General features: G+C 64.6%; 11 protein-coding genes. 1 reads left to right on the top strand and 10 read right to left on the bottom strand.

Annotated elements, in window-relative coordinates; translation table 11 throughout:
• Nucleotides 1-245: 245 nt before the first annotated feature.
• Entirely contained in the window at nucleotides 246-848 is a 603-nt protein-coding gene (locus KLP40_RS15365) for a sce7726 family protein (protein WP_215594722.1), read from the bottom strand.
• A gap of 160 nt (nucleotides 849-1,008) precedes the next feature.
• Here KLP40_RS15365 and KLP40_RS15360 point away from each other — a divergent pair, with 160 nt between their 5' ends.
• On the top strand, nucleotides 1,009-2,676 hold the full coding sequence (locus KLP40_RS15360) for an ArnT family glycosyltransferase (protein ID WP_215594721.1): 1,668 nt from the start codon (nucleotides 1,009-1,011) through the stop codon (nucleotides 2,674-2,676).
• A gap of 253 nt (nucleotides 2,677-2,929) precedes the next feature.
• Here KLP40_RS15360 and lysA read toward each other — a convergent pair whose 3' ends face one another.
• From lysA to bioA, 9 genes are all read right to left on the bottom strand, one after another.
• Nucleotides 2,930-4,078 (bottom strand): diaminopimelate decarboxylase, encoded by a 1,149-nt coding sequence (gene lysA, locus KLP40_RS15355; protein WP_215594720.1) that lies wholly within the window; start codon nucleotides 4,076-4,078, stop codon nucleotides 2,930-2,932.
• 230 nt (nucleotides 4,079-4,308) lie between these two features.
• Nucleotides 4,309-5,628, bottom strand: coding sequence for an aspartate kinase (locus KLP40_RS15350; protein WP_215594719.1), 1,320 nt, complete (start codon nucleotides 5,626-5,628; stop codon nucleotides 4,309-4,311).
• Nucleotides 5,629-6,059: 431 nt separating this feature from the next.
• Complete coding sequence (locus tag KLP40_RS15345; RefSeq protein ID WP_215594718.1) at nucleotides 6,060-6,566, bottom strand: hypothetical protein; 507 nt, start codon at nucleotides 6,564-6,566, stop codon at nucleotides 6,060-6,062.
• 229 nt (nucleotides 6,567-6,795) lie between these two features.
• Nucleotides 6,796-7,140 carry a hypothetical protein gene (locus KLP40_RS15340; protein WP_215594717.1) on the bottom strand — a complete coding sequence of 115 codons (345 nt, stop codon included), beginning with the start codon at nucleotides 7,138-7,140 and terminating at the stop codon, nucleotides 6,796-6,798.
• A gap of 53 nt (nucleotides 7,141-7,193) precedes the next feature.
• A complete protein-coding gene (locus KLP40_RS21450; RefSeq protein WP_262898953.1) occupies nucleotides 7,194-7,316 on the bottom strand; it encodes a hypothetical protein in 123 nt (40 codons plus the stop codon).
• 158 nt (nucleotides 7,317-7,474) lie between these two features.
• The gene (locus tag KLP40_RS15335) at nucleotides 7,475-8,296 is read right to left on the bottom strand and encodes a hypothetical protein (protein WP_215594716.1); all 822 of its coding nucleotides are present in this window, start codon (nucleotides 8,294-8,296) and stop codon (nucleotides 7,475-7,477) included.
• An 85-nt stretch (nucleotides 8,297-8,381) separates the two neighbouring features.
• Nucleotides 8,382-9,740 (bottom strand): M20/M25/M40 family metallo-hydrolase, encoded by a 1,359-nt coding sequence (locus tag KLP40_RS15330; protein WP_215594715.1) that lies wholly within the window; start codon nucleotides 9,738-9,740, stop codon nucleotides 8,382-8,384.
• Between the two features lie 177 nt (nucleotides 9,741-9,917).
• Entirely contained in the window at nucleotides 9,918-11,312 is a 1,395-nt protein-coding gene (locus KLP40_RS15325; protein ID WP_215594714.1) for a beta-ketoacyl synthase N-terminal-like domain-containing protein, read from the bottom strand.
• Nucleotides 11,305-12,636, bottom strand: a complete 1,332-nt coding sequence (gene bioA / locus KLP40_RS15320; RefSeq protein WP_215594713.1) for an adenosylmethionine--8-amino-7-oxononanoate transaminase — start codon at nucleotides 12,634-12,636, stop codon at nucleotides 11,305-11,307. The genes KLP40_RS15325 and bioA overlap by 8 nt, the downstream gene beginning before the upstream one ends.
• Between the last annotated feature and the right edge of the window lie 190 nt (nucleotides 12,637-12,826).

Below are 12,826 nucleotides of genomic sequence, written 5' to 3'. Positions count from 1 at the left end.
CGGAAGGTTTCGCGTGCTGACGGAAGGTTTCGCGTGCTGACGGAAGGTTTCGCGTGCTGACGGAAGGTTTCGCGTGCTGACGGAAGGTTTCGCGTGCTGACGGAAGGTTTCGCGTGCTGACGGAAGGGTTACTATGGCAACGTCAGCACGCGAGATTCCTCGGCTGCGCTCGGAATGACGTTCTCACTTCTCACTTCTCACTTCTCACTTCTCACTTCTCACTTCTCACTTCTCACTTCCCACGGCTACTTATGCTTCGGGCGGCGCTTGCGGCGGGCGGCGGCTTGGTCGCGCTCTGCTTTGCGCACGGCCCGCAGCAGCAGGCGTTCCTCGTGGCGGGCCAGCAGCTGGCGGCGAACAAAGTGGGCCAGCTCCGCGAGCGAGACGAGGCGGGTGGTGCGCAGGAAGCTCAGGATGTCGCGGCGGCGCAGGGTGCTGACGCCGGGCAAGCCCTGGGAAAGCAGAAACTGCTTGATTTCGGATACCCGCAGCAGGCCGGCCACGGCGGGGCGCTCCACGGTGGCGTTGTAGGCGGCGGGGCGCAGCTCGCGCAGCCCCTCGGCCGAGGCTACCAGAATGCCCACCCACCCGGGCAGCAGGGGCAGCAGCTTGGCCAGATGCTTGTCGGTGACCACGAACGTGACGAAATCGTAGGCCCGGGCGTAGCAGGGCAGCTGTCGGGGCACCCGTTGCAGGGTGTCGGCGTCGCCCTTGAGCTCGTAGCCGTGCATGAACTGCTCCGTGATGTGAACCACGTCGGCGCGGGTGGTGCCGGTGGGCAGCTCATCAATCCAGACGCCGCCCAGCAGCCGGGGATACAGAAAGGGGCGGATATCGGCGTCGTTCATGCAGGGTAGGGCGCAGCACCGCTTCGCTCTGGCAAAGATAGGGAGTGGGAGAGGGTGGAAATAACACGTCATGCTGCGCCTTCGCTCAGCACAACGTTCTTTTCTATTGCCTTGCCCAAACGTCTACCTTTGCTGCTTCTTTTTGCCTAACTGCTGTGCTATGCCGTTTCCCATGACTTCCCGCCGCTGGCTCTGGCTGTTTCTGTTAGTGCTGGGCGGAGCCTTCGCCTGGCAGCTGGGCAGCTGGGGGCCGCTGGAAAGCTCGGAGGCCCGCTACGCCGAAATCGGGCGCGAAATGCTCACCGGCCAGGATTGGCTGCACCCGCGGCTGCTGGGTATTTACCACTTCCACAAGCCCCCGCTCACGTACTGGCTCACGGCGGCGGGCCTGGGCCTGTTCGGGGTGAACACGGTAGGCGTGCGCCTGCTGCCGGTGCTGGCCGTGCTGGGGCAGGTGGGGCTGATGTACGCGCTGGCGCTGTTGCTGTTTCAGCAGGACCGGGCCCGGGCCCTGGCGGCGGCGGTTATCTACGGCACGCTGCCGGTGGTGCTCATTGCGGCCCTCAACGTGACTACCGATGCCTACCTGGCCACCCTGGAGCTGGCCGCCACCTACGGCATACTGCGCTACTACGCCAGCGGCGGGGCGCGCTGGCTCTATTTGTTCTGGCTGGGGCTGGGCCTGGCGTTTCTCACCAAAGGGCCGGTGGGCTTCCTGCTGCCCCTGATGGCCGTCATCAGCACCCGTTTCCGGACGGAAAAAGCTGTGCCCCGGCCGTTTACGGTGCACCACGCTCTGGGCTTTGCTCTGTTCGTGGGCGTGGGCCTGAGCTGGTACCTGTACCTGATGGCCGAGAATCCGGCCTTTATCCGCTACTTCCTGGTGGAGCACACCGTGGAGCGGTTTGCCAACGCGGCCACCTTTAACCGCAGCAAGCCCTGGTGGTTTTACCTGGTGCTGGCCCCGGCTACCAGTCTGCCCTGGGCCGTGGCGCTGGTGGTGCGGGCCGTGCGCACGCCCTGGGCCACGGTGCCGCGGCAGTGGCGCAACGTGCTCATTTTCTGGGTGCTGGTGCCGCTGCTGTTCTTCTCCCTGTCCAAATCCAAGCTGCTGCTGTACGTGCTGCCCGTGTTTCCCGGCGTAGTGCTGCTCACGGTGTACTACCTGGGCCGCTGCACCGAGGCCGTGCTGCTGAAGTGGTACGTGGGCATCGTGGCGTTTTTCGGGCTGGTGCTCGGGGCGTTGTGCCTGGTGCCCGTATTGGCGGCCGCCCTGGAGCTGGAGCTGGCAGTACACCCGTTCACGGCCCTGGCGCCGGCCCTGGGCGTTATCACGCTGGTGCTCACGCTCACGCTCTGGAACCAGGTGCGCATAGCTCCCCGGCTGCTGGTGGCCACCACCATTTTCACGGCTTTTCTGCTGGTGTCGGCCAAGCCCATCCTGCGTCAGAACGAGCTGAAATTCAACGGCAGCCGTCCCCTGGCCGATTTTATCCGGGCGCGAAAACTCACGGGACAGCCCATTGCGGTGTACAATGAGCTGCTGCCCTCCCTGGCGTTCGAGCTGGGGCAGATTCCCGTGTCGCTCCACGATGGCAACGCCAGCCTCAACCGCGAAACCCAGTTTCAGACCAACAAAGCCTGGCGGCAGCAACTCCTGTATCTGCCGGATTCCACCCAGCGGCCCGCTCTGGATAGCCTGCTGCGCCGGCGCCCGGTGCTGCTGGTAAAAGGCGAGTTGCCGGCCCATCGTCGGTGGCTGGCCGCGCCCTATTCCCACCAGCAGAAGCTGGGCAAGTGGACTATCCTGTGGTCGGAGAGCAAGTAGGGGCGTACCAACAGAAAAGCCGCTGCCAGAGGCAGCGGCTTTTTCCTGACGGGGTTATGATCGGTCTTGTTTAGTTCCACCCTACGTACCGATCCTAACACTCCACTGCGAGAGGTGCTCCTTTCCATACACCTCGCCAGCGCCGCTTGTTAGTAAAACAAAGGTAGATAACGGCCTGGCAGGGGTGGTAGAAGTTTTGATCAACAAGGCCTGGGGCCAAGCCAACGCCCGGTTTCGGCCGGTAAAAGGTGCGCTACCGGTACAAGGCCGGCGCTTTCCCGCGCAGGTTGTAGCCCGAGGCCATAACCTCGCCGTAGGCCCCGGCTGAGCGGATGGCCAGCAGGTCGTGGCGGCTGGTTTCGGGCAGCAGGCGGGCGCGGCCGAAGGTATCGGTGGATTCGCAGATGGGGCCCACCACGTCGTAGGCCTGCTCGGGGCTGCCGGCCGGGCGGCTCAGGTTCTGGATGTGGTGGTGGCTGCCGTAGAGGGCCGGGCGCATAAGCTCGGTCATGCCCGCATCGAGGATGGCAAAGCGCGTGTGCTGGCTTTCCTTCACGTAGAGCACCCGGCTCAGCAGCGTGCCGCACTGGGCCACCACGGCCCGGCCCAGCTCCACGTGCACCTGCTGGCCCGGCCGCCGCACCAGGTGCTGCTCAAACATACCGAAGTAGGTCCGGAAGTCGGGAATCGGGTGCTGGTCGGGCTGCTCGTAGTCGATGCCCAAACCGCCGCCCACGTTGAGGTGGGGCAGGCGGTGGCCCCGGTCTTCGAGCCAGGTCTGCAGGTCGTTGAGCTTGCGGCTGAGGGCGGCAAACACGCTCAGCTCCGTAATCTGGGAGCCGATGTGGGCGTGCAGGCCAATCAGCTCCACGTTCGGCAGCTGGTCGAGCTGGTCGATGACGCCGGCCAGGTCGGGCAGGCTGATGCCGAACTTGTTGGCGTCGAGGCCCGTGGTGATGTGGGGGTGGGTGTAGGCGTCCACGTTCGGATTCACGCGCAGCGCCACCCGCGCCCGCCGGCCCTGGGCCCGGGCCAGCTCGTCGAGCACCCGCAGCTCCGGCACCGACTCGGCGTTGAAGCAGAAAATATCGGCCGCCAGGGCCAGGTTCATCTCGGCATCCGACTTGCCCACGCCGGCAAATACCACGTGCTCAGCTCCGAAACCGGCCTCCAGGGCCCGCGCCACCTCGCCCCCGCTCACGCAGTCGGCGCCCAGCCCGGCCTGGTTTATGCGCGCCAGAATGGGCAGGTTGGAGTTGGCCTTGAGGGCGTAATGCACCTGGAAATTGCCCGGCCGGGCGGCCGCCGTCAGGGCCGCCAGGGTCTGGTCGAGCAGGTCGAGGTCGTAGTAGTAAAACGGAGTCGGCTGGTCGCGGAATTCCGCCGGAAGTTGAAAAGGCATGGGTTGGAGTGTTGGGGTACTTGGGGACTGGGGAGCTGAGGCAAAAAGCCCGTCATGCTGAGTGCAGCGGAGCGAAGTCGAAGCATCTCTACCGCAATAGTAAACCTGTCGGCTGGCTCCCCCTCTCCTTTTTCGGAGAGGGGGCCGGGGGGTGAGGCGAGATGTAAGACCGAAGCGGTAGAGATGCTTCGACTGCGCTCAGCATGACGCCGTTCTTATACGGTTCTACTCTACCGCTGAAACAGCCCGGCGTTCAGGGCCTGCAGGGCACGCACTTTGTCGTCGGTACGGACCAGGATGCTGATGTTATTGGGCGAGCCGCCGTAGCTGATCATGCGCACCGGAATGTCCTTGAGGGCCGTGAAAGCCCGGTTAGCGGCGCCGTGGGCATCCTGGAGCAGGTTGCCCACGAGGCAGATGATGCTCTGGTTTTCGTCTACTTCCACCGAGCAGAAGCGGCGCAGCTCGTCCAGAATCTGGGGCAGGCGGCCGGCGTCGTCGATGGTCAGCGACACGGCCACTTCCGAGGTCGTAATCATGTCGATGGAAGTGCGGTAACGCTCGAAAATCTCGAACAGGCTGCGCAGGAAACCGTGGGCCAGCAGCATTCGGCTCGACTTCACATTGATGGCCGTGATACCGTCCTTGGCGGCCACGGCCTTGATGGCTTCGGCCCCGGTTTTGGCCGAGATGAGCGTGCCCGGGGCCTCGGGCTGCATGGTGTTGAGCAACCGCACCGGAATGCCGTGCTGGCGGGCCGGCAGCACCGAGCTGGGGTGCAGAATCTTGGCCCCGAAATAGGCCAGCTCCGCGGCCTCGTCAAACGACAATTCCCGGATGGGGTAGGTGCCCTGCACGATGCGCGGGTCGTTGTTGTGCAGGCCGTCGATGTCGGTCCAGATCTGGATTTCCTCGGCCCCCACGGCCGCCCCGATCAGGGAAGCGGAGTAGTCGGAGCCCCCGCGCTTGAGGTTGTCGATGGAGCCCTGGGCGCTGCGGCAGATGTAGCCCTGGGTGATAAACAGGCGCTCGGCCGCGTGCGGGGCCAGCGTGGCGGCCAGCAGCTCCCGGATGGCGGGCGCATCGGGCTCCTCGTCGGTGTCGATGCGCATGAAGTCGAGGGCGGGCAGCAGCACGGCGGGGCGGCCCAGCACCCGCGTCACGTAGGCGTGCACCAGCAGGGTGCTCAGCAGCTCGCCCTGGGCCAGAATTACCCGCTCGCCATCGGCGGAGAGGGGCGCGGCGGTCAGGTCGAGCAGGGTCTGGAAGTGCTGGCCGAGGGTGGGCAGTACGGCCTCGGCGTGGCCCGGGAGCAGCTCGCGGGCCACTTCGTGGTAGCGCTGCTGCAGGAACCGGATGCGGGCTTCGGCCGCGGCCGCGTCGCCGCCGTAGAGCAGGCCGGCAATTTCCACCAGCGCGTTGGTGGTGCCGCTCATGGCCGACAGCACCACGATGCGCCGCGCCAGGTGGGGGGCGTGAATCAGCTCCGCTACTTCGCGCATCCGCTGCGCCGACCCGACGGACGTGCCGCCAAACTTCAAAATCTTCATAAACCAGGAAAGCAGAAAACGAGTGTCGGAAAAGGCCCCGGCCGCGGGTGGGCCAGGAAAAAAACAGGACAAAAAGAAGCGCCGACCCTGGGCAGGACCGGCGCTTGAACGTTCAGATGGGGTGCGGTGAACTAGTGCGACGGTCGGGTCGGGGTAGGTTTCTTCGATTTCTTGACCATCACGGGGCTGCCGCCCACGCGCTTCCCAGCGGCGCATACACCCAGCACGCAAGCCGCAGGGCTGGCGAAACGGGCAGAAGCAACGGAAAACAAACGCGACATGGGGCAGTGGAAAATCGGGATGCAACGGGTAGTTCGGCCTCGTTGCGGCCGCAAGTACGCTCCGGATTAGCAATATTCCAGTGGGCACCTGAAAAAAAAGTTGTGCTGTCCCGGCCCGGGGTGGCGGCGGAACCTGTCCCGGGCCGGTGGTTAACGGCCCAGTTGCCGGGCGACCCAGGCCGGCAGCTGGTTCTGCTGACGCAGGCGCAGGAGCTCTTGCAGCTGCTTGCTTTTGGGGTAGCCGCCGGCTTCGTAAGCCGTGAGCAGGGTGTTGAGGCCGGCCACGTTAAGCATCACCTGGTCTTCCACCTCGGGGTGCCGGAGCTGGTAGCGGGCCCAGCCGCCCATGAACAGCAGCAGCTGGTCGGGGTTCTGTTTCACGAGGTCGGCCACGTACTTCTGCAGCTGCACCTGCACGTTGGGCGCGCCGCTCAGCCACTGAAACACGAACTTGTTGACCGCCTGCCGCTGAGTGGTCTGCTGGCCGGCGGGCGTTTTCTCCAGCCAGTTCACGGCCTCCACCACCTGGGGCTCGAAGCGGATGTAATCCTCCGGCAGCCGGAACGTATACTCGGGCACCTGGTAGCCCGATTGGGCCCGGGCGGCGGGGCCGCCGAGCAGCAGCGTCAGCAATAGTAACAGGAAGGTGGGTTTCATGGGATAAATGGTAGAGAGGACAGGGCCGCCGGACCGCACGATGGCCGGCCGCTTCTCTGGTATACGAAGAACGGAAGGGTGGTTGGGTTTTAGCGGGCCGGTAGAGGTGCCCGTCGGCATCTGGTTGTCCGCATCGTTGTAATGGCATCGTTCAATGACGCGACGCGAATACGCGTCTCTACAGCGCACTTACCCGGTTTCAGCCGCCCAAGCCCTGTGTACCCCCAATTTACAGCAGCACTTCCAGCGTGAGAGCCGGCAAGGCCAGCAGCCGCCGGCCGCTGCGGCGCATGTCGTTGTCGGCGTAGGTACCGTGGAACCCGTTGGCCACGAACAGCTGCAGGCCGGCGCGCAGGTGCTCCTGAAACCGTACGTTGGCCCCGAAGCTGCCGCTCACGTTCAGGTCGCGGACGGTGCCGCTTTGCCCATACTGCTTCCAGTGGTAGCTGGTGTAGATGCCGCCCAGGCCCACGGTGGGCTCCAGCCACGTGAGCCGGCAAGGCAGGTAGTAGACCACTTGCCCGACGCCGGCGTTGCTGTACTCGCCCGGTACGGTACCGTCGGAGGTGCGCACGCCAGCCAGTTTCAGGCCGAAATGAGGCGTCAACCGGGCTTCCCCCAGCACCCCTACCGCGTCCGGTAGGAGCCCAGCAAGCCCAGCGCCACGTGGTAGGGAGCCGGCGCGGAAGTTTGCGCGTGTACCTGCTGCGTAACCAGCCCGGCGGCCAGAAAAGGTATCAGATAGTTCATAAGCAATACGGGTAACAGAAGGGCCACAAGATAGCGGAATTACTCAGAATGGGGAGAGTAGTATGGAATCGAGAAAGTGGGGCATCGGCATAGCTTTAAGTCGACAGTAAAAGATGAAGCCCTAGTATTGCTAACGTGGGGGGGGCAAATGGCTCTACTCATCGTGTACTTGTTTTGGTTGGTTTTTGTCTTGGACGGGACGGACTCCGGAACGGAATAGGGTGGCCGGTAGCTTGGCTACGGTTACCGGCCGCATCCAAGGCTTCAAACAGTACGGTGTATTCTTCACCAGAAGCAAACTGGAAGTCGCCGCCGCAGGTAAACCAGCCAATGCCCAACTGATTCTGCCAGGACTTGAGGTAGCTGACGTTTGGTTTCTCCAGTCGCTCACTTCGAATGGTAGCCCGCACCAGCACCAGCGAACTATCCTGCACGGGATACGAGAAGAGCACGTAGTTGTTGATTCCTTCGCTGTTTTCTGAGTACTCTTTGCGCACGACAGTGGGCGTAGCCACCCAGCGAGGAGCCTGCGTATCGGGCGGTGCGCTGCTGACGCGCCAGTGATGTGCAATAACGAGTTGCTTGCTGCCAGCCCGGGCGCGCTGCATTCGAAACAAGCTGTAGCCAGTCGGCGGCAGGCTCGTGCGTAGGTAGTACACCGTGTCGGGCAGCAATGGCCGGGCTGGCTGCATCAGAACCTGCAGGTCACTGCTGAGCGGGTTAACCGGCTGGTCAAGCAACAGTAATGGCACTGAGTCATGCCTTGACCATAGATACACCTGAATCTGGCGTCCGAACTGCGGTAGATTAGGGTGGGCACTTGTATTTGCGCCCGCGGAAAACAGAAGTATTTGGCGGGGTTGGATAGTAGCATCCCCTTCTGGCCATACTGTAATATGCCATTGAGACAAGCACTGTCCTGCTGTCGGCCTGGCGGTGAGCAGCAATAGCAGGGAAAAGACATAGAAGCAGTAGCGCATAGGATAGGTTATATACAGCCTGAAAATACATACAAGAGCCCAATATGCACTGCATAATGGGCTCTTGTATAGATAAACGGAAATGTTACCGCACCGGCTTGGGCAGCACCGGCAGGCTCTCGTGGCCCTCGGCGTCCACGCTTACTACCCCGAAGATGAAGTTGTCCTTGCTGTGGGGCAGGTCGGCTTTGGTGTCGGTCACGAAGAACTTCTGCTGCCACTCGGGGGCGCTGGTTTCGCGCATGAGCACGTAGTAGCCGGCCGGCTTCTCGCCGGTTTGGGGCGCGGTCCACTTCAGCTCGGTGCGGTTGGTGAGGTTGGCCGTGAGCACGCCCACGTTTTCGGGGGCGGCGGGAGCCAGGGCCAGGGAAGCCAGGGTAGCCAGGTTTACGCCGGTGTTTTTGCGCAGGTAGGCGAAATCCATGAACTTGGCGTGGTCGCCGTATTCCTCGCCGTTTTCGGTGCGCAGGTCCTGGTGCTGGTGGCGGAAATCCTCGTTCACTTCCGAGAAGCGCACGGCCGTGAAGCCCTGCTGGTTGAAGGGCGTATGGTCGCCGCCGCGCAGGAACCGGTCGGGGCGGTACTCCAGGATTACCTCGTGGCCGGCTACGTATTGCTTGGTGGCCGTGCGGGCGTAGCGGGCCAGGTTGCGGCTGGGCGAGTCGTTTTCGCTGCTCAGCGTGCGGCGTACTTTCGCCTCGTCGGGCGTTTCGGTGGCGGGCACGCCTTCGCTGAACACGCGCAGCTGGGTGGTGTTCTTGATTTCGGGGTCGTGGCCGGTGGAGTTGCCCATGATGTCGTTGTTGAGCATGGCCACCAGATTCCAGCCCTCCTTTTTAGCGCGCTTGGCCAGGTAGGTGGAGCCGTAGAGGCCCTGCTCTTCGCCCTGCACCGCCACGAAGATGATGGTGGCCGGAAACTGCTGCTGGCTCATCACGCGGGCCAGCTCCATCACGGCCACCGTGCCCGAGCCGTCGTCGTTGGCCCCGGGCGCGTCGGCGGTGGCGTTCATCACGTCCGACACCCGCGAGTCGATGTGGCCGCTCACGATGAACACGCGCTTGTCGGTGGGGTCGGTGCCGGGCAGGGTGGCCATGACGTTGGCCATCAGCACGGGCCGGTCGATGCGGCGGCCGTCGGGCTTGATGGTGAACGTGTCCTGCTCGACTTTCAATCGGCCGCCGCTGGCCTTGCTGTACTTGCGAAACTCGCCTTCCACCCAGCTGCGGGCCGCCCCGATGCCGCGCTTCTTGCTTTTGGTATCGCTCAGGGTGTGGCGGGTGCCAAAGCTCACGAGCTTGTCGATGTCGTCGCGCAGATTCTTTTCGGAGACTTCCTCCACCATGCGGGTGATGAGCGGATTGGGCGTGGTGGCGGGCTGGGTTTGGGCCAGCGCCGGCGCGGATAAACCGAGGGCCAGCAGCAACGGGGAGAAACGACGCATAGGTTGGTTGTGGTTGGGAAGGCTATAGACGCAGGATTTCGGCCAGCGTTGCGGGAAGTAGCGCGAACTTTGTAGTTCGCGTATGCTGGTGTAGGCCGCCGTATTGCAGCAGGCAGGAGCATACAGCTTCAACGCCAGCAGCGATACGCGAAGCAAAGGCTTCGCGCTACAACACGCTTACCGCAGCTCCACCACCGCGCTGGCCGCGTTGCCGCCGAAGCCGGCCGCATTCACCAGAATCCGCCGGATAGGTTTATCAACTGCCGAAGCCAGATCAGTAGCAAACGGAGCCGAGGGCCACTGCTGAGTTTCCAGCACGTGACAGGCGAAATCGAGGCTGAGCGCGGCGGAAGCCCCCAGGGTGTGGCCCACCAGCCACTTGTTGGAGAGTAGCGGCGCCAGCGTCGGCCCGAAGATGGCGCGCAGGGCGGCCCGCTCGGCGGCGTCGCCGGCCGGGGTGCCGGGGCTGTGTAGCACCACCGCGTCGATGTCGGTGGGGGTGAGGCTGGCTTGGGCCAGGGCCTCGCGCATGGCCTGCTGGAAGTGCTGGCCCTCGAGCGAGAGGCCGGTTTTGCTGCCGATGGCCTCAAACCCGAAGCCTACGCCGGCCAGCACCAGCAGCGGCCCGGTTTCGGCTGCGGCCTGGGCGGCGGAAAGCTGCTCCAGGGCAAACACGGCCGCACCTTCGCCGAGCACAAACGAGGAAGGTCGGCCCGCGCCCGGCCGGCAGGGCCAGTCGGCGGCAGCCAGGGGCGAGTAGATGCCGATGGCGCGCATCTGGGCCAGGGTGAAATTGGTGAGCGGGGCCTCGGTGCCGCCGGCCAGAAACCGGGTGGCCATGCCGGCTTTCAGCCAGGCCCGGGCATTACCCAACGCCTGAAACGCGCTGCTGCAGGTGCTGGAGTGGCTCAGGGCCGCCCCGCCTTCCTGGCCTGCGTCGTAGGCCACCCAGCTGGCCACGTTGCCCAGGGTGGTAAGCGGCGAAGCCGCCACCGGCACGCTGCCTTCGGCCAGAAACCCGGCGTGGAACTCCTCCAGCCGCCCCGTCGCGCCCCGGCTGCTGCCGATGCTCACGGCGAGTTGAGTTGTTGGTTGTTGGTTGTTGGTTGTTGGTTGTTGGTTGTTAGTGGTCGGCAGGGAATGCGAGGTGGCGGCGTTGCTGTGGTTACTGGCGTTTCCCGGATTCAGCACTGCGGCCGAAGCATCGGGGGCGGTAGCAGCTTGCGCGATGCCAGCAGCACTATCGTCGTCACTGGCCACTGACAACTGACAACTACCAACTGACAACTCTCCTCCAGCCGACCACCCCGCCTGGGCGGTGGCCTGGCGGGCGGCCAGCAGGGCTAGTAATACGGTGCGGTCGAGCTGGCGGTAGCTGGGGTGACGGCGCAGCTCGGCTATGGCCGCTTCGGCGGGGGCGGGCAGGGCGGCTACGGGTACGCCGGTGGGGTGGGTGGTGAAGGGGGAAGCGGGGGCCTCGCTAGCCGTCGGCAGCGCCAGGCCCAGCGCCGATACCCGGCCCCGGCCCCGGATAACGGTAATGGCCTCGGCCCCGGTGCGGGAGTTAGTCATGCAGGATTTCGGGCAGGTTGGGGGCGGGGGTGAAGTCGAGCACCAACTCACGCATGCGGCGCAGCACGTCGTAGAGCAGGCTCAGCTCCGCGTCGGTGGTGCAGTAGGGCGGCAGCAGGTACACTACGTTGCCCAGGGGGCGCAGCACCACGCGGTGGTCGAGGGCGAGCTGGTAGAAGGCGTCGCGGAGGCGGCTGAAGTAGCTGGTGCCCTCGCCGGGGTCGTACTCCACGGCCAGAATGGTGCCCCGGTGCCGCACCGCCCGAATGCCCGGCTGGCCCTCGATTTCCTGGCGGAACGCGGCGTGGGCAGCCTCAATGCGCTGGCGCTGGTGGGTGCATTCGTCGGCCCGCGTGAGCTCCAGACTAGCCAAAGCGGCGGCGCAGGCTACGGGGTTGGCCGTGTAGGAGTGGCCGTGGAACAGGGCCCGCATCTTGTCGTGGCTCAGAAACGCCTCGTACACTGGCGCGGCGCAGGTGGTCAGGCCCATGGCCAGGGTGCCGCCGGTGAGGCCCTTGGAGAAGCACATGATATCAGGCTGCTCCGTCAGCAGCTCGGAGGCAAACAGCGGCCCGGTGCGGCCGAAACCGGTCATTACCTCATCCGAAATGCACAACACCCCGGCCTGGTGGCAGCGGCGCAGCATCTCGCTCAGCACCGCGGGCTCGTACATCACCATGCCCGCCGTGCCCAGCACCAGCGGCTCGAAGATAAAACCGGCCACGTCGGGGCGCAGCAGCAGGGCATCCAACTGGGCCAGGGTTGCGGCCTCGTGGCCCGGCACCGGCACGTCGAGGAATTGCACGTCGAACAGCAGCGGCCAGAAGGGCTCCGTGAAGGCCCCGCGGGCACTCACAGCCATGGCCCCGAAGGTGTCGCCGTGGTAGGAATTCTGGAAGCAGAGGAAGGTGCGGCGTGCGGGCTGGCCCTGGTTGTGGAAGTACTGCAGCACCATTTTCAGGGCCACTTCCACGGCCGTCGAGCCGTTGTCGGAGTAGAACACGCGGGCCTGGTTGGCGGGCAGCAACGCCAGCAGCTGCTCGGCCAGCTCCACGGCCGTAGGGTGGGTGAAGCCGGCAAACAGCACGTGCTCCAGGGTGCGCAGCTGCTCGCTCACGCGCTCCGCAATGGCGGGGTGACTATGGCCGTGCAGGTTCACCCACCACGAGGAAATGGCGTCGAGGTAGCGGGTGCCGTCTTCGGCAATCAGCCAGCTGCCTTCGCCCCGCACCACGGGGATGGGCAGCGGGGCGGTTTGCATCTGGGTGTAGGGGTGCCACAGCACGGCGGCGTCGCGGAGGGCAAGTGAAGTAGGTTGAGGCATTACGGGTGGGGCCGGAGGGACCGGCCGCTGCAAAGCTACAACCGCCCGCGCTGGTGGTGGTTTGGGGCTACGTATCGTTCTGGCGGGCGCCTCACCCCCTGACCCCCTCTCCGGAAGAGAGGGGGCACCAGTTCTGCCTGGGCGTCAAACTTCCTCTTGAAGAAAAGAGCGCAACAAGTACAATACCAAC

The sequence above is a fragment of the Hymenobacter piscis genome, from assembly GCF_018760735.1.
Taxonomy (GTDB): domain Bacteria; phylum Bacteroidota; class Bacteroidia; order Cytophagales; family Hymenobacteraceae; genus Hymenobacter; species Hymenobacter piscis.
Note: the sequence above shows the minus strand (reverse complement) of the source record. Positions and strands in the feature narration are given on the sequence as shown.